This is a genomic window from Enterobacter sp. 940_PEND (assembly GCF_001059415.1).
Taxonomy (GTDB): Bacteria; Pseudomonadota; Gammaproteobacteria; order Enterobacterales; family Enterobacteriaceae; genus Enterobacter; species Enterobacter cloacae_M.
On sequence record NZ_JUMS01000163.1, the window covers coordinates 1 to 16,435 of the forward strand.

The following is a 16,435-nucleotide window of genomic DNA, read 5'->3' on the forward strand; positions in this document are numbered from 1 at the left end:
GCTTTGGCGGATATGCAAATGCCCCTTTAGTGCCCCTGAAGGTAAAAACAGAGTAGTTAATTACTTTATTTCCTTTTTTATTGAATGAAAAATTTGTTTATCCCTTAACTTGACAGCGATTCATCAGCACCCACTTCAACCGCTTGTTTCTTTAAGGCTTCGATCTGCTGTTCCATTTCGCGGGCCCGTACCCGGGTGGCTTAGAGCACTTCAAAAAGAATGTGGTGTACATCATCTTTTGCCAACACTTAGGCCTGCTTCCAAGCCCGGCGTCGGCCCTGCAACAGCAGAGACCGCGGCAGGAAGAGTACCTGTCGCAGATGTTTTTTTGCTGCTGAGAAGTATCGCCCGCCTGGATGCATCTGGTTGAAGTGCTGCTGGTACGAGTGCAGCGACAACGGGCACATCTACGACCTCTCCATCCTCTCCGTTTTCAATCAGCGCCAGGTTTGCTTCAAATTCTTGAAAGAACATGTTATCTGTAAATTCAGCGTCGCTCATTTCTCATACCCCTGTATCGTTCAGCTCACGAAAGTACATACTAAAAAGCCCCCCTAGAATGGGACGATTCTGCGGCGTGCACTCAAAGAAAAACCCGTCTATCGGGCAAAACGCAAAAACCCGCACAAGGCGGGTAAAATAAGCATTACGGCTATAATTTGAATTTTCGTCTTACGATTGTCGAAAGTAAAACTCTTTACAAGTTCTCATCTTCCATTGCCGAAGGAATAACATACTTGGCTTTAATATATTTGGATGCTGATTCAATTTCTGGAAACAAACTTCTGGAATTTATATTTAGCTTATCTAATTCTTCTAATATTTTTGGCTTACTGGCACCAGGTATGAGGATTTGATTGATTTTTAATCCATTTGAGCTTTGAGGTGAATCGTATTTTAATAGTCCGGCCGTCATGAAAGCGCCGGATTGAGCTATGACACGCCTATTGTTTTTTGTAGGATAAACAAAAAAGTATCTAAACAAATCTGATCGTCTAACTTCATTGGTGAAATAAGGTTTTTCGCCTTTAACGAACCCTAACAATCGTTTAATTTCATCAAGCTTTCTAAAGCTAGCAACTGCGAAGTTTTGTTTTTCTTTAAGCGCTTTTTTTTCCTCATCAGACAAGCGTGTAAGGTTACTAATCAGACTAATTGTATCGCTGTCGGAGAATTTAACCCGCGAAGACTTAAAGCTTATTATATAAACCTTACCATCTGCTAACTCTTCTTTTCCCCCTTTAAATTCGCAGCAAGCAAAATATAGTGCCACCAGCGGATTTAATGATACATCTACCAATCTTGTGGGTAATCCGTAATGCTGCGCCCTTACTAATTTGTCAAACATGAATCTGTCATTGTTAAATTCGTTTGGAGCTTCCAGCATTAACTCTCTAAATATTTCATTCTCAGCATTATCTTTATACCCTCTGGATATTGAAGGTTGAAGCAACCAATCTGACTTTGATTGCCCACGATAACAAGTTACTGCAAAACCTTCTTTTTCATCGTCATCTATACTTTTATAATTATAATTATAATTATCATTATCATTATCATTCATCAACTTGTTCTGATCAAAAATCAACCGCAAATAACCATTAACACTGTTGATTTTATTTAAGGACGTGTCTTTAGTAGTAACCATATCTATGAGTCGCCTTGGCAGTTCCATTGTTGTGATCACGAAATACAATTTGCCGAGAATGAATAAATTTGCCCACCCGGCCAATGTGAACTTTCAAAGTATTGCATTTTCAGCGACTTAGCAAGAGTACTATCATTTACTGCATCTATTGGCCCTTCGCAGTAAGCTGTTGCTGATTTATCTTCATCTGTTGCATGATTTCCCCAGTCTGTGCCATGGTCAGCCCGTCGCTATATTCCTGTCCGTATGCAGATGCCTAGGGTTTGTTGGCGCTGGCTTGCTTGCGGTAACCGCTTCTTTGTTCTAATTGTCTGCAACCCTGCGTTTATTGCGAGCCAATTGGGCCACATGAATGCAGAAATGACATATACAGTGTACTCTGCGTAGATAAATGCTCTCGATTGCGATCAGGTATCATTTTTGAATCAGCGCTTTGGCGGATATGCAAATGCCCCTTTAGTGCCCCTGAAGGTAAAAACAAAGTAGTTAGTTACTTGATTTTCCGGTGATATTTAATGAAAAAGCTGTTTGTGCAGTTTTATCTTTTGCTGTTTGTCTGCTTCCTGGTCATGACCATGCTGGTCGGGCTGGTCTATAAATTCACCGCTGAACGTGCGGGCAGGCAGTCGCTGGACGATCTGATGAAAAGCTCGCTCTACCTGATGCGCAGCGAGCTCAGAGAGATCCCGCCACACGACTGGGCGAAAACCCTCAAAGAGCTGGACCTGAATCTGTCGTTCGATTTACGCATCGAGCCGTTAAAAGATTTTGAGCTGGATCCGCCCGCCATGCAGCGTCTGCGCGACGGGGACATCGTCGCGCTGGATGAGAAATACACCTTTATCCAGCGCATACCGCGCAGCCATTACGTGCTGGCCGTCGGGCCGGTGCCCTATCTCTACTATCTCCACCAGATGCGTCTGCTGGACATGGCGCTGATGGCTTTTATCGCCATTTCGCTCGCGTTTCCGGTTTTTATCTGGATGCGCCCGCACTGGCAGGACATGCTGAAGCTGGAATCCGCCGCGCAGCGTTTTGGCGAGGGGCATTTTACCGAACGCATTCACTTCGACAGCGGTTCCAGCTTTGAACGTCTGGGCGTGGCTTTTAACCAGATGGCCGATAACATCAATGCCCTGATCGCCAGTAAGAAGCAGCTGATCGACGGCATTGCGCACGAGCTGCGCACGCCGCTGGTTCGCCTGCGCTACCGTCTGGAGATGAGCGAGAATCTGACTGACGCGGAGTCTCAGGCGCTTAACCGCGACATCGGCCAGCTTGAGGCGCTGATTGAGGAGCTGCTGACCTACGCGCGCCTCGATCGTCCGCAAAACGAGCTGAACCTCAGCACGCCGGATCTGCCCGCGTGGCTGCAAACCCACATCGATGACGTTCAGAGCGTGAACCCGCAGCGCACGCTGTTAACGCGCGTCACGCCGGGTGATTACGGCGCGCTCGATATGCGCCTGATGGAGCGCGTGCTGGACAATCTGATGAACAACGCCATGCGCTACAGCGAAAGTACGCTACAGATCGGACTGGATTTGCAGGGCAATCAGGCCAGCCTGACGGTGGAGGATGACGGTCCGGGGATTGCCCCGGAAGCGCGAGAAACCGTGTTTGAACCGTTTGTCCGCCTCGACCCCAGCCGCGATCGCGCCACTGGCGGATGCGGCCTGGGGCTGGCGATTGTTTACTCTATCGCGCAGGCGATGGGCGGGACGGTGCATTGCGAAGAGAGCGAGCTCGGCGGCGCGCGCTTCTGCTTTAGCTGGCCGGTGTATCATAACATCGCCCTTCCCGTCCCTGCCTGACCTTAACCGCACGCTGGCCTGACCCGGCGTGCTGTGCTATATGATAAGTATGTTGTAACTAACGAGAGTGCTTATGGCGACCTACGATATCCTCGAACGGCTGAACAGCACGTTTCGGGAAATAGAACACGAGCTCCTGACCCTGACCGAACGTTTGCAGAACTGCCGCCTGCTGGCCGCGCGCGTCTTTACCCTGCCCGAGGTGGCTAAAGGGGCCGAGCACGACCCGCTGGACACCATCGAGGTTGAACAGCACATCGGCAGCGCCGCCCTTGAGCTGGCGCTGAAGCACTATCGCCGCCTGTTTATCCAGCAGCAGTCAGAAAACCGCAGCAGTAAGGCCGCCGTGCGTCTGCCCGGTGTGATCTGCCTGCAAACCGATGCGACAACGCGCGACGCGCTGGAAAGCCAGATTACCCATATCAACACCCTGAAAGCGGCCTTTGAAAAGATCGTTACCGAAGAGTCCGGCCTCGCCCCTGCCGCCCGGTTTGAATGGGTGCACCGTCAGCTTCCGGGGCTGATTACCCTGAATGCCTATCGCACGCTGACGGTACTGCGTCATCCCGCCACGCTGCGCTTCGGCTGGGCGAATAAGCACATCATTAAAAACTTCACCCGGGATGAGATTCTGGCGCAGCTGGAAAAAAGCCTGAAGACGCCGCGCACCGTCGCACCGTGGTCGCGCGAGCAGTGGATTGAGCGCCTGGAGCAGGAGTACCACAGCATCGCCTCGCTTCCGGCGGACGCGCGCCTCAAGATAAAGCGCCCGGTGAAGGTGCAGCCTATCGCCCGCGTCTGGTATTCCGGCCAGCAAAAACAGGTTCAGCATGCCTGCCCTACGCCGCTGATTGCGCTCTATGATGCCGATCGGGGGGCCATCGTGCCGGATATTGGTGAGCTTTTGAATTACGATGCTGAAAATGTCCAGCACCGTTACAGACCTCAGGCGCAGCCGCTGCAGCTGATTATTCCGCGGCTGCACCTGTACGTGGCGGGATGACTATTTCAGGCTGCCGACCATCGCCTCAGGGCGCACCCAGGCATCGAAATCCTCCTCCGTGAGATAGCCCAGCGCCAGGGCGGAGGCTTTCAGCGTCAGCCCCTCTTTGTGCGCTTTTTTAGCGATCTCGGCGGCCTTGTCGTAGCCGATATGGGTATTCAGCGCCGTCACCAGCATCAGGGATTCATTCAGCAACTGGCTGATACGCTCGCGATTCGGCTCAATCCCTACCGCACAGTGCTCGTTAAAGCTCTCCATCCCGTCCGCCAGCAGACGAATCGATTGCAGTACGTTATGGATCACCATCGGACGATAGACATTCAGCTCGAAGTTGCCGGACGCACCGCCCAGGTTGACGGCCACGTCGTTGCCCAACACCTGACAGCAGAGCATGGTCATGGCTTCGCACTGGGTCGGGTTCACTTTACCCGGCATGATGGAGCTGCCCGGCTCGTTTTCCGGAATACTGATTTCACCGATGCCGCAGCGCGGACCCGAGGCCAGCCAGCGCACGTCGTTGGCGATTTTCATCAGCGAGGCCGCCAGCCCTTTCAGCGCGCCGTGGGTGTGGACCAGCGCATCGCAGGTCGCCAGCGCTTCGAACTTATTGGGCGCCGTGACGAACGGCTGCCCGGTGATGTTTGCCAGCTCCTCCGCCACGCGCACCGCGTATTCAGGATGGGTGTTTAACCCGGTCCCGACCGCCGTTCCGCCGAGCGCCAGCTCCGCCAGGTGCGGCAGGCTGTACTCAATATGCTTCAGGTTATGTTCCAGCATCGCCACCCAGCCGGAAATCTCCTGGCCGAGCGTCAGCGGCGTGGCGTCCTGCAGGTGCGTACGGCCAATTTTGACGATGTCGTGGAAGGCCTGCGCTTTCTCGTTGAGCGTGGCTTTCAGGACGTTAAGCTGCGGGATAAGCTGCTCGCGTATAGCGATGACCGCCGCCACGTGCATCGCCGTCGGGAAGACGTCGTTGGAACTCTGGCTTTTGTTGACGTCATCGTTCGGATGGACCTTACGCTCCATGCCGCGCACGCCGCCCAGCAGTTCGCTGGCCCGGTTCGCCAGCACTTCGTTCATGTTCATGTTGCTCTGGGTGCCGGAACCGGTCTGCCAGATGGCGAGGGGGAATTCGTCGGGATGCTTACCCGCCAGCACTTCGTCGGCGGCGTTGATGATGGCGGTCGCTTTTTCTGCCGGCAGCAGGCCTAAATCCTGGTTCACTTTAGCGGCGGCGCGTTTGGTGAGCGCCAGCGCCTGAATCAGCGAGACGGGCATTTTTTCAGTCGAAATACGGAAGTGCTCCAGCGAACGCTGGGTTTGCGCGCCCCATAGCTTATCGGCCGGGACGTCGATGGCGCCCATCGAATCTTTCTCATGGCGTACCGTGGTCATTACTTTCTCCTTGATAACAAAAGAGGGATTGCTCACATGCTTAAGGGATAAGTATTGATGACTTCTGAGAAACGATATGGCGCTTTGTGCGCTCTTTTTGATGTCGGGTGGCGCTGACGCTTACCCGACCTACCAGACTCGTAGGCCGGGTAAGGCGCAGCCGCCACCCGACAATTTACAGAATTACTTCACGCACGCCGAGCACTGGGACGACTGGATCTGCTTGAAGAAGTCGTTGCCTTTGTCATCCACCAGGATAAACGCCGGGAAGTCTTCCACTTCAATTTTCCAGATCGCTTCCATACCCAGTTCCGGGTACTCCACGCACTCCAGGCTCTTAATGCTGCCCTGCGCCAGAACCGCAGCCGGGCCGCCGATGCTGCCGAGGTAGAAGCCGCCGTGCTTGTGGCAGGCGTCCGTCACCTGCTGGCTGCGGTTGCCTTTCGCCAGCATGATCATGCTGCCGCCGTTGGCCTGCAGCTGGTCAACGTACGAGTCCATACGCCCTGCCGTGGTTGGGCCTAACGAGCCGGACGCGTAGCCTTCAGGCGTTTTCGCCGGGCCGGCGTAGTAGATCGGGTGATCTTTAATGTACTGCGGCAGCCCTTCGCCGTTGTCCAGACGCTCTTTCAGCTTCGCGTGCGCGATGTCGCGACCCACGATGATCGTGCCGTTCAGCGAGAGACGGGTCGAGACCGGATACTGCGAAAGCTGCGCCAGAATCTCTTTCATCGGACGGTTCAGGTCAACGCGAACCGCTTCACCCTCACCCGCTTTGCGCAGCTCTTCCGGAATGTATTTGCCCGGGTTGTTTTCCAGTTTTTCGATCCACACGCCTTCGCGGTTGATCTTCGCCTTGATGTTGCGATCCGCAGAGCAGGACACGCCCATCCCGACCGGACAGGAGGCACCGTGACGCGGCAGACGGATCACGCGCACGTCGTGGGCAAAGTATTTGCCGCCAAACTGCGCGCCGAGGCCCAGATTGCGCGCCTCTTCCAGCAGTTCCTGCTCAAGCTGCACGTCGCGGAACGCCTGGCCGTGCTCGTTACCTTCGGTAGGCAGGCCGTCGTAGTATTTAGTTGAGGCCAGCTTGACGGTTTTCAGCGTACTTTCCGCCGACGTACCGCCAATCACAAACGCGATATGGTACGGCGGGCACGCCGCGGTGCCGAGGGTGCGCATCTTTTCAACCAGGTAATTTTTCAGCTTGCCCGGGGTAAGCAGCGCCTTGGTTTCCTGGTAGAGATAGGTTTTGTTGGCTGAACCGCCGCCTTTGGCGATGCAGAGGAATTTGTACTCGTCACCGTCGACGCTGTAGAGATCGATCTGTGCTGGCAGGTTGGTGCCGGTGTTGACCTCTTTATACATATCCAGCGCCGCGTTTTGCGAATAGCGCAGGTTATCTTCGGTGTACGTGTTGTAGACGCCGTGCGCCAGGGCCGCTTCGTCACCGCCGCCGGTCCAGACGCGCTGGCCTTTTTTACCGACGATGATCGCCGTGCCGGTGTCCTGACAGGTAGGCAGAATACCTTTCGCGGCGATGTCTGAGTTACGCAGGAACTGCAGGGCAACGTATTTATCGTTTTCGCTGGCCTGCGGGTCGCTCAGGATATCGGCAACCTGCTGCTGGTGCGCAGGACGCAGCATAAACGAGGCGTCGTGGAAAGCGTGCTGCGCCAGCAGCGTTAGCGCCTGAGGATCGACCTTGAGGATCTCTTGTCCTTCAAACTCAGAGACGGAGACGTGATCGCGGGTTAACAGGTAATACTCGGTCCGATCCTTACTGAGGGGGAAAGGATCCTGATAATGGAAGGGTTTATTCGACATTGGTCTCTCACTTACTGCTTCGGTCTGTTTATTCAGGGCAGATGTTCCGCTGCCCGGCTTAAAAGCGAGTCAGCTTATCCTACACAATTTTTTAACAAAAACTGAGACTAGTACGACTTTTTACATCCACAGGTTACTTCCATGAGGTTTATTGCTTTAATACCCGGAGTTAATTCCACAATTGAATCAGGGCTTGATAATGCAAAAACTCATTAACTCAGTGCAAAACTACGCCTGGGGAAGTAAAACTGCGTTAACGGATCTCTACGGTATCGCGAACCCGAACAACCTGCCGATGGCAGAACTGTGGATGGGGGCACACCCGAAGAGCAGCTCAAAAATTGAAGACGCCAGCGGCCAGGTACGCAGCCTGCGTGACGTGATTGATGCCGATAAAGCCGCGCTGCTGGGCGACAAGGTGGCTCAGCGCTTTGGGGAACTGCCGTTCCTGTTCAAGGTGCTGTGCGCCGACCAGCCGCTCTCCATCCAGGTTCACCCGAACAAGAAAGCCTCTGAAATCGGCTTTGCGAAAGAGAACGCGGCGGGTATTCCGTTGGACGCCGCCGAGCGTAACTACAAAGATCCTAACCACAAGCCGGAGCTGGTGTTCGCGCTGACGCCGTTCCTGGCGATGAACGCGTTCCGCGAGTTTTCAGAGATCGTCTCCCTGCTGCAACCGGTCGCGGGTGCCCACAAGGCTATCGCCCACTTCCTTGAAAACCCGAACGCGGACGCGCTGAGCCAGCTGTTTGCCAGCCTGCTGAATATGCAGGGTGAAGAGAAATCTCACGCCCTGGCGGTACTGAAAGCGGCTCTGGGCAGCCAGCAGGGTGAACCGTGGGAGACTATCCGTCTGATCTCCGAATTCTACCCGGACGACAGCGGCCTGTTCTCCCCTCTGCTGCTGAACGTGGTGAAGCTGAACCCGGGCGAAGCGATGTTCCTGTTTGCCGAAACCCCGCACGCCTACCTACAGGGCGTGGCGCTGGAGGTAATGGCCAACTCAGATAACGTGCTGCGCGCGGGCCTGACGCCGAAATACATCGATATTCCTGAGCTGGTTGCCAACGTGAAGTTTGTGGCGAAACCTGCCGCGGAGCTGCTGACTCAGCCGGTGAAAAACGGCGCAGAGCTGGACTTCCCGATTCCGGTTGAAGATTTTGCTTTCTCCCTGCACGACCTGAGCCAGGCCGAAACCGCCATCGCGCAGGAAAGCGCGGCGATTCTGTTCTGCGCCGAGGGCGAAGCGACGCTGCGCAAAGGCGAACAGCGTCTGGTGCTTAAGCCCGGTGAGTCAGCATTTGTTCCAGCCAATGAGTCTCCGGTCAGCGTAAGCGGCATCGGTCGTCTGGCGCGCGTTTTCAATAAGCTTTAAGCACTTACTGAATTTTTTAACAACTCTTGCTAAGCTAGTTGCAGGCTTAATATCTCCAGGCGGTTTTTACCGCCTGGTTTCATTTTAGGGATAGTCGCAATGAAAAAATCGGTCGTAGCGGTTGGAGTGATTGTAGCGTTAGGCGTGGTCTGGACGGGTGCCTCCTGGTTTACCGGGAAACAGCTGGAAGGCCGTCTGGCTGAGATGGTGGCGCAGGCTAACGGAGAGATTAAGCGCAGCGCGCCGGAGGCGGGCCTTGAGCTGAGCTACCAGAATTATCATCGCGGCGTGTTTACCAGCCGTATGCAGCTGGTGGTGAAGCCGGTTGCCGGTGCTGAAAACGGCTGGCTGAAACCGGGCCAGAGCGTGGTGTTGGATGAGGTGGTGAGCCACGGTCCGCTGCCGCTGGCGCAGCTGAAGTCCTTTAACCTGATCCCGTCGATGGCGTCCGTTCATACCGTGCTGGTGAATAACGACGTCACCAAACCGCTGTTTGACCTGGCGAAGAATGAATCGCCTTTCGACATTAATACCCGAATTAGCTATGCCGGTGACACGAGTTCCAATATTGCCCTGAAAGCGCTGAACTACGAGAAAGAGAATGAGAAAGTCGCCTTTAGCGGCGGCCACTTCAAACTCGATGCCGACCGCGACGGAAACGTGTTCTCCCTGACGGGTGAAGCGGAAAGCGGCCTGGTCAATGCCGTGAACGAATATAACCAAAAGGTTCAGCTCACCTTCAACAACCTGAAAGCCGACGGCAACAGCCGAATGACCGATTTCCAGGAGCGTATCGGCGATCAGAAACTCTCTCTCGACAAGGTAGCCATTGCGGTTGAAGGAAAAGAGATGGCCGTGCTGGAAGGCATGGACGTCAAAGGCAAATCCGACGTTTCCAAAGACGGTAAAAGCATCAACACGCAGCTGGATTACACGCTGAAGAGCCTGAAGGTGCAGAATCAGGATCTGGGCACCGGCAAGCTGTCGCTGAAGATCGGCAATATCGACGGCCAGGCGTGGCACGAGTTTAGCCAGAAATACAGCAAAGAGAGCCAGGCGCTGCTGACCGATGCCGCACTCCAGCAGAACCCTGAGGTGTATCAGCAGCAGGCGATGGCGGTACTGTTCAACAACCTGCCTGTCCTGCTGAAAGGCGAGCCGGTGATCACCGTTGCGCCGCTGAGCTGGAAAAACAGCAAAGGCGAAACCAGCTTTAACCTGTCGCTGTTCCTGAAAGATCCGGCAACCGCAAGGGGTGAACCGCAGACGCTGGCGCAGGAAGTGGATCGCAGCGTGAAGTCGCTCGACAGCAAGCTGACCATCCCGATGGATATGGCGACCGAGTTTATGACCCAGATTGCGAAGCTGGAAGGCTACGGCGATGAAGACGCCGGCAAGCTGGCGAACCAGCAGGTGAAAGGTCTGGCGGCCATGGGCCAGATGTTCCGCATCACCAAAGTGGAAAACAACACGATCTCCACCAGCCTGCAGTACGCCAACGGCCAGGTAACGCTCAACGGCGACAAGATGCCGCTGGAAGAGTTCGTCGGCATGTTTGGTATGCCGACTCTGGGGATGCCGGAACCGGCTGAACCGGCAGCGCCAGCCGAACCGGCGGCACCGCAGCAGTAAACAGCAAAACCCCTCGCATGAGGGGTTTTTTATTGCCCGCTAACTTTTCCATCCCGCCAGGAAATCCAGCAGAAGCGCGTTCACTTTCTCTGGCTGCTCCTCCTGCGGCAGATGGCCGCACTCATCAATCCCCTGCGCCCGCAGGTTATCCGCCATTTCGGCCCAGACGCTTTCCATATCGAAAAGCTTGCCGACCGCATGAAAATCATTACCCCACAGCGACATTACCGGGCAGGTGATTTTCACCTCAGCGTCAGCCATATCCTGCGCCACATCCTCTGCGTTGGCACGATAGTCATCCATTGCGCCACGCACCGCCCCCGGCGCCTGATACGCCCTAACATAGGTATCAAACGCCTCGCCGCTGATGGTCGACGGATTGTATGTCCAGTCCGAGAAAAAGTGGCGCAGCCAGATATGCTCCCGACCCGCAATCAGCGCTTCCGGCAGGTCTGGCACAAGATGAAACAGGAAGAACCAGTACGCACGCGCAATCGACGCATTCAGATCGCGCGCCACAATACGCGTTGGCACGTTATCCATCACCACCAGTCGATCCACCAGCTCAGGGTGATCTTTTGCAAACCGCGTCGCGACGCGCGCGCCGCGATCGTGCCCCACCAGCACCACTTTCTGTAAACCCAGGACACGCATCAGTTCCCGGATGTCCCGCGCCATGTTGCGCTTATCATAGCCAGAAGCAGGTTTATCCGTTTCGCCATACCCGCGTAAATCCGGTGCAATCACGCGGTAGTGCCGGGACAGTACGGGTATCTGGTAGCGCCAGGCATAGTTTGTTTCAGGAAAACCATGCAGGAGAATAACCGGTGCACCTTCACCCTCTTCGACCACAAACTGACGAATACCGTTTGCCGTTACGGTGTAACTTTTCATGCTCGTCACCTCACTTTATTTCAGCAGAGGCACGTTGGCCGCACGTTGATAAGGACCGTAATTGACAGGATTCCAGCTATAGCCCTGCTGCCAGGCGGTGATATGCCCAATACCGGGGAAAGGCAGATGCGCTGCGGCCATCCACTCACCGTCTTTTGCCAGCGCGTTAAACTCCTGCGCCCTGGATGAGATGGCTTTTTTCGGATCGACATCAAAGCGAATAGACACTTCAGGGTGCGGGAACTGGACGGCAGGAGCATGAATCAAATCCCCAATGAAGTTGATAGCCGTCCCCTGCGACGCGAAGCGATAAACGGTACTGCCTGGCGTATGCCCTATGGCATATGCCGTCTGGACTTCCGGGACAGGCGAAGCTGGCGGGACGAAGGTTTTAAGGTGCCCGGCGGCTTTATACGCGGACAGCGCATTCCTGGCGATAGCGAAATACTCCCTCGCATTAGCCGGCGCGCTCGCTTCTTTTACGGGATCAAGCCAGTAGTCGGCCTCCCCCTGCGGTACGTAGACGGTGGCATTGGGGAACAACGCCTTACCCTCTGCATCGCTCAGGCCGCACACGTGGTCAAGATGCAGGTGGGTCAGGAAAATGGTATCAACCTGCTCGGGACGGTACCCTGATGCGTTCATATTGCTGACCAGCTGACCGGCCGTTTCCGCCATGCAGTGGCCACCCCCGCTGTCAATCATGACCAGGTGTTTACCGGTATTCACCAGAAAGGCGTTAAAGGCGGTAGGCATGCGTTCGGCATCAATTTTGTGTTGAGCCAGCAGTTCGCGAACCTTTTCGCCTGAGAGCCCGTGTAGCAAGGCTGGCGAAAGATCGTTATAGCCGTCGAACAGCGCCGTCACCTCATACTCCCCGACCGCCAGACGATAATAGCCCGGAACCTGCTGTTTAACCTGCGCCGGGGCATCTGCCCACGATGTGCCTGCCAGGAGCAGGCCGCTGAGCGCCAGAACCGTTTTCAACTTTTTCATCTTCACTCCAGATTGATATTTTTCAGGTTGTGAAGAGACTATGGCAGCGTAACGATAAATAATGTAGATATGTACTTTGATAAGTCAGCATAACGAAAATCGATACAATGAAACTGGAAGACGTTGAAGTGTTTGTCGAAGCCGTCAAGGCGGGTAGCCTGGCGGGCGCCGCGCGTCGGCTCTCTATGAGCGCCATGGCGGCATCACGGTCTCTTAATAATCTTGAGGCTGAACTGGGGGTCAGGCTGGTGCACCGCACCACGCGTTCCCTCTCACCCACCAGCGATGGGGCCGTTTTTTTGCCCCATGCGCAGGCGTTGCTGGAAGATAAAAATAACGCGCTGGCCGTTCTGTTTCCCGAGGGGACGCACCTTTCCGGACGACTGCGCATTACCGCCTCAGCGGGGTTTGGTCGTAAGATCGTTGCTCCCATGCTGACCCGGTTCATGCAGCAACATCCCGCCCTGCAGGTCGATTTACTCGCCACCGACGAACAGGTTGATATTGTCGGAAAAGGCATAGACGTGGCGTTACGCATTGCGCCACTGCGCGATAACCGGCTGGTTGCCCATCGCCTGAGTCACAACCCTCGCGATCTCTGCGCCAGCGCGGCGTATCTTGCCGCGAATGGCTATCCAAAATCGTTTAACGATCTGGCGGCACACAGCTGTCTGACCACGTCAGATACCGTCCACTGGTCATTCGAACAGGGTGAACAGCGCTACAAACAAAAGGTGTCGGGCCGATTCTCCGCGAACTCTATTGAGGCCATTTTCGAAGCCTGCCTGGGAGGGTTAGGGATCGCCAATTTATCCCGCTGGTACGTAGAGCCGGCGTTCAGAGAGGGTAAACTCGTGCGGATCGTCCTGGAGGATGCCCACCCGGAATCGCTGGCCGTTTGGGCGGTTTACCCGACCTCCCGGCTGATCCCGGCTAAAGTACGAAAGTTTGTGGAAGCGCTGGAAGCCGAACTGTTGCTCAATCCGCTAACGCAACCCGCCTGATATTATTTCACCGTCACCAGCCGCGCCGCCACAATCTGGTGTCCGGCCTGAACGTCCGTGTTGTCGATGCGCTGCATGATCCTGTCCGCCAGCGTGTAGCCCATCTCCCGCGCAGGGGTGGTAGCCCAGACGATCGGCAGATCGTCTAGCGCGTTTTCACCGACGTCGGCGAACGCCCCCAGCGCCACCTGATGGCCGAAGAAGGTTTCCACCCCGCCCTCGCCGCTCTGACGCCCGGCGCGGATCAGGCCAAACCAGGCGCCCATGGCAATCACATCGTTGTAGCAAATCACGGCGCTGATCGTCGGACTGCTGCGCAGCAGCGCGCCTATCGCTTCCGCCGCTTTCTTCTGGCTGGATTCACACTCCACGACCCATTCGCTGTGGAACGGCAGGCCGTATTTAATCAGCGTCGCGCAGTAGCCGCCGACCCGCTCGGCGCGGGTCAGGGACGAGCTTTTCCCGCCGAGCCACGCAATGCGCTGGTGTCCGCGACGAATAAGATGCTCGGTCAGCATTTGCGCGGCCTGCATGTTATCCGGGCGCAGCGTATCGGCCTCGTCGAGGTAGCTGGCGCGCGAAGCAAACACCAGCGGCACGCCTTTTTCGGCGGCGCGCTCGCACAGCTCGCTGCCCACGCCCGACGCTCCGGCGACGATTACCCCGTCAACACCCTGATTCAGCAGCATATCGAGCCGGGAAAGAAGCTGATCGGCCTCGCGACCGCCGTGCAGAAGAAAGACCATCCGCCCCTGCGCTTCAAGCGCTTCGGTTAACCCGGCGGTCAGCTCCGCATAGAAAGGTGACGTCAGGTCGCGAACAATCAGGCCAATCACCCCGCTTTGACCGCCGCGCAGCGCCGACGCCTGACGGTTACGCACAAAACCCAGCTGCTCAACCGCCTCGTTAACCCGCTGACCGGTCGCAGGAGAGATGCGCCCTTTTCCGCTTAGCACCAGAGAAACGGTGCTGACGGAAACGCCCGCCGCCAGCGCGACATCGTTGATGGTGATTTTTTTCGCTACAGCCATGTGTTGGCGTGACTCCCTGAAATGAGATCGGTAAAACGTTTTATCAATACGTTATCTTTATACTACCAGTTAAAGCCTGAGAATGTGATTTAGCGCGCACTAAACTTTGATAAAACGTTTTATCTTCTCGCAGCATTGAAGAAGGCAAACTGATTTTAACAATAAAGGAGTCGTTTTATGACGGCGAAAGCAGCACAAAAAATATCGCTGTGGGAATTTTTCCAGCAACTGGGTAAAACCTTTATGCTGCCCGTGGCACTCCTCTCGTTCTGCGGGATCATGCTCGGGATCGGCAGCTCGCTGAGCAGTAAAGACGTCATCACGCTGATCCCGTTCCTCGGTACCCCGGTGCTGCAGGCGATCTTCATCTGGATGAGTAAAGTCGGCTCCTTTGCGTTTAGCTTCCTGCCCGTGATGTTCTGTATTGCTATCCCGCTGGGCCTGGCGCGCGAAAATAAAGGCGTCGCGGCGTTTGCCGGGTTTGTGGGTTACGCCGTGATGAACCTGGCGGTTAACTTCTGGCTGACCGCGAAAGGCATTCTGCCGACCACCGACGCCGCCGTGCTGAAAGCCAACAACATTCAGAGCGTGATCGGCATCCAGTCTATTGATACCGGGATCCTCGGGGCAGTGATCGCGGGTGTGATTATCTGGATGCTGCACGAGCGCTTCCACAATATCCGGCTGCCGGATGCCCTGGCCTTCTTCGGCGGTACCCGCTTCGTGCCGATTGTTACCCTGGTGGTGATGGGACTGTTTGGTCTGATCATTCCGCTGATCTGGCCGGTCTTTGCGATGGGCATCAACGGCATTGGCCGCATCATCAACGGCGCGGGAGATTTCGGTCCGATGATCTTCGGCACCGGCGAGCGTCTGCTCCTGCCGTTTGGCCTGCAGCATATCCTGGTGGCCCTGATTCGCTTCACCGAAGCGGGCGGTACGATGGAGGTATGCGGTCACGACGTGAGCGGCGCGCTGACCATCTTCCAGGCGCAGCTGAGCTGTCCGACCACCCACGGCTTCTCGGAAAGCGCCACCCGCTTCCTGTCTCAGGGTAAAATGCCTGCCTTCCTCGGCGGCCTGCCGGGTGCCGCGCTGGCGATGTACCACTGCGCGCGCCCGGAAAACCGTCATAAAATTAAAGGCCTGCTCATTTCCGGCGTGATCGCCTGCGTCGTGGGCGGAACCACCGAGCCAATCGAATTCCTGTTCCTGTTCGTCGCACCGGTGCTGTACCTCATCCACGCGGTGCTGACCGGTCTGGGCTTTACCGTGATGGCGGTGCTGGGCGTGACCATCGGCAACACCGACGGCAACGTGATCGACTTCGTGGTGTTCGGGATCCTGCACGGCCTGTCCACCAAGTGGTACCTGGTGCCGGTCGTGGCGGCTATCTGGTTTGCGGTTTACTACGGCATCTTCCGCTTCGCCATCACCCGCTTTAACCTGAAAACGCCTGGCCGCGATACCGATACGGCGAGCAGCGTTGAACAGGCGGTTGCCGGGACCGTGGGCAAATCCGGCTACAACACACCGGCCATTCTGGCGGCGCTGGGCGGTGCGGATAACATCACCTCGCTCGATAACTGCATCACCCGCCTGCGTCTGTCGGTGGCGGATATGTCAAAAGTGGATACCAACGCCCTGAAAGCCAACCGGGCCATCGGCGTGGTACAGTTAAATCAGCACAATTTGCAGGTGGTTATCGGCCCGCAGGTCCAGTCGGTGAAGGATGAGCTGGCAACCCTGATGCGAACAGTTGAAGCCTGATGCCTCAGCCCCCTCTCATGAGGGGGTTTTACTTTAAGGACTC

13 protein-coding genes are annotated in these 16,435 nt (G+C 55.7%); 6 read left to right on the plus strand and 7 right to left on the minus strand.

Features of this window, described 5'->3' with window-relative positions:
• Positions 1 to 231: 231 nt before the first annotated feature.
• Both ADJ24_RS22615 and ADJ24_RS22620 read right to left on the minus strand, forming a co-directional pair.
• Positions 232 to 501 carry a hypothetical protein gene (locus ADJ24_RS22615; RefSeq protein WP_233422315.1) on the minus strand — a complete coding sequence of 90 codons (270 nt, stop codon included), beginning with the start codon at positions 499 to 501 and terminating at the stop codon, positions 232 to 234.
• A gap of 196 nt (positions 502 to 697) precedes the next feature.
• Positions 698 to 1,648, minus strand: a complete 951-nt coding sequence (locus tag ADJ24_RS22620; RefSeq protein WP_048703896.1) for an FRG domain-containing protein — start codon at positions 1,646 to 1,648, stop codon at positions 698 to 700.
• Positions 1,649 to 2,163: 515 nt separating this feature from the next.
• Here ADJ24_RS22620 and rstB point away from each other — a divergent pair.
• The gene (gene rstB / locus ADJ24_RS22625; RefSeq protein WP_023311466.1) at positions 2,164 to 3,462 is read left to right on the plus strand and encodes a two-component system sensor histidine kinase RstB; all 1,299 of its coding nucleotides are present in this window, start codon (positions 2,164 to 2,166) and stop codon (positions 3,460 to 3,462) included.
• 73 nt (positions 3,463 to 3,535) lie between these two features.
• Positions 3,536 to 4,465, plus strand: coding sequence for a DNA replication terminus site-binding protein (gene tus, locus ADJ24_RS22630; RefSeq protein ID WP_023311465.1), 930 nt, complete (start codon positions 3,536 to 3,538; stop codon positions 4,463 to 4,465).
• Here the strand turns inward: tus and fumC are convergent, their stop codons facing one another.
• Together fumC and fumA are read right to left on the minus strand one after the other, a co-directional pair.
• Positions 4,466 to 5,860 carry a class II fumarate hydratase gene (gene fumC / locus ADJ24_RS22635; RefSeq protein WP_023311464.1) on the minus strand — a complete coding sequence of 465 codons (1,395 nt, stop codon included), beginning with the start codon at positions 5,858 to 5,860 and terminating at the stop codon, positions 4,466 to 4,468.
• Positions 5,861 to 6,043: 183 nt separating this feature from the next.
• Positions 6,044 to 7,690 carry a class I fumarate hydratase FumA gene (gene fumA, locus ADJ24_RS22640; protein WP_023311463.1) on the minus strand — a complete coding sequence of 549 codons (1,647 nt, stop codon included), beginning with the start codon at positions 7,688 to 7,690 and terminating at the stop codon, positions 6,044 to 6,046.
• 199 nt (positions 7,691 to 7,889) lie between these two features.
• On the opposite strand from fumA, the gene manA reads away from it, so the two are divergent.
• Together manA and ADJ24_RS22650 are read left to right on the plus strand one after the other, a co-directional pair.
• Positions 7,890 to 9,065, plus strand: a complete 1,176-nt coding sequence (gene manA, locus ADJ24_RS22645; RefSeq protein ID WP_023311462.1) for a mannose-6-phosphate isomerase — start codon at positions 7,890 to 7,892, stop codon at positions 9,063 to 9,065.
• A gap of 99 nt (positions 9,066 to 9,164) precedes the next feature.
• Entirely contained in the window at positions 9,165 to 10,697 is a 1,533-nt protein-coding gene (locus tag ADJ24_RS22650; protein WP_023311461.1) for a YdgA family protein, read from the plus strand.
• Positions 10,698 to 10,736: 39 nt separating this feature from the next.
• Here ADJ24_RS22650 and ADJ24_RS22655 read toward each other — a convergent pair whose 3' ends face one another.
• Entirely contained in the window at positions 10,737 to 11,591 is an 855-nt protein-coding gene (locus ADJ24_RS22655; protein WP_023311460.1) for an alpha/beta fold hydrolase, read from the minus strand.
• 15 nt (positions 11,592 to 11,606) lie between these two features.
• The gene (locus ADJ24_RS22660) at positions 11,607 to 12,587 is read right to left on the minus strand and encodes an MBL fold metallo-hydrolase (RefSeq protein ID WP_023311459.1); all 981 of its coding nucleotides are present in this window, start codon (positions 12,585 to 12,587) and stop codon (positions 11,607 to 11,609) included.
• Between the two features lie 107 nt (positions 12,588 to 12,694).
• On the opposite strand from ADJ24_RS22660, the gene ADJ24_RS22665 reads away from it, so the two are divergent.
• Positions 12,695 to 13,591 carry a LysR family transcriptional regulator gene (locus ADJ24_RS22665; protein WP_048703899.1) on the plus strand — a complete coding sequence of 299 codons (897 nt, stop codon included), beginning with the start codon at positions 12,695 to 12,697 and terminating at the stop codon, positions 13,589 to 13,591.
• Positions 13,592 to 13,593: 2 nt separating this feature from the next.
• Here ADJ24_RS22665 and ADJ24_RS22670 read toward each other — a convergent pair whose 3' ends face one another.
• Positions 13,594 to 14,622: a Mal regulon transcriptional regulator MalI gene (locus ADJ24_RS22670; RefSeq protein ID WP_023311457.1), complete on the minus strand. Its 1,029-nt coding sequence runs from the start codon at positions 14,620 to 14,622 to the stop codon at positions 13,594 to 13,596.
• A 177-nt stretch (positions 14,623 to 14,799) separates the two neighbouring features.
• On the opposite strand from ADJ24_RS22670, the gene malX reads away from it, so the two are divergent.
• Positions 14,800 to 16,392: a maltose/glucose-specific PTS transporter subunit IIBC gene (malX, locus tag ADJ24_RS22675; RefSeq protein WP_029740306.1), complete on the plus strand. Its 1,593-nt coding sequence runs from the start codon at positions 14,800 to 14,802 to the stop codon at positions 16,390 to 16,392.
• Positions 16,393 to 16,435 lie beyond the last annotated feature (43 nt).

What these genes read in the sequence shown, in the direction of transcription:
- ADJ24_RS22615 (WP_233422315.1), bottom strand. Translation starts at nt 501, where the DNA reads ATGAGCGACGCTGAATTTACAGATAACATGTTCTTTCAAGAATTTGAA.
- ADJ24_RS22620 (WP_048703896.1), bottom strand. Translation starts at nt 1,648, where the DNA reads ATGGTTACTACTAAAGACACGTCCTTAAATAAAATCAACAGTGTTAAT.
- rstB (WP_023311466.1), top strand. Translation starts at nt 2,164, where the DNA reads ATGAAAAAGCTGTTTGTGCAGTTTTATCTTTTGCTGTTTGTCTGCTTC.
- tus (WP_023311465.1), top strand. Translation starts at nt 3,536, where the DNA reads ATGGCGACCTACGATATCCTCGAACGGCTGAACAGCACGTTTCGGGAA.
- fumC (WP_023311464.1), bottom strand. Translation starts at nt 5,860, where the DNA reads ATGACCACGGTACGCCATGAGAAAGATTCGATGGGCGCCATCGACGTC.
- fumA (WP_023311463.1), bottom strand. Translation starts at nt 7,690, where the DNA reads ATGTCGAATAAACCCTTCCATTATCAGGATCCTTTCCCCCTCAGTAAG.
- manA (WP_023311462.1), top strand. Translation starts at nt 7,890, where the DNA reads ATGCAAAAACTCATTAACTCAGTGCAAAACTACGCCTGGGGAAGTAAA.
- ADJ24_RS22650 (WP_023311461.1), top strand. Translation starts at nt 9,165, where the DNA reads ATGAAAAAATCGGTCGTAGCGGTTGGAGTGATTGTAGCGTTAGGCGTG.
- ADJ24_RS22655 (WP_023311460.1), bottom strand. Translation starts at nt 11,591, where the DNA reads ATGAAAAGTTACACCGTAACGGCAAACGGTATTCGTCAGTTTGTGGTC.
- ADJ24_RS22660 (WP_023311459.1), bottom strand. Translation starts at nt 12,587, where the DNA reads ATGAAAAAGTTGAAAACGGTTCTGGCGCTCAGCGGCCTGCTCCTGGCA.
- ADJ24_RS22665 (WP_048703899.1), top strand. Translation starts at nt 12,695, where the DNA reads ATGAAACTGGAAGACGTTGAAGTGTTTGTCGAAGCCGTCAAGGCGGGT.
- ADJ24_RS22670 (WP_023311457.1), bottom strand. Translation starts at nt 14,622, where the DNA reads ATGGCTGTAGCGAAAAAAATCACCATCAACGATGTCGCGCTGGCGGCG.
- malX (WP_029740306.1), top strand. Translation starts at nt 14,800, where the DNA reads ATGACGGCGAAAGCAGCACAAAAAATATCGCTGTGGGAATTTTTCCAG.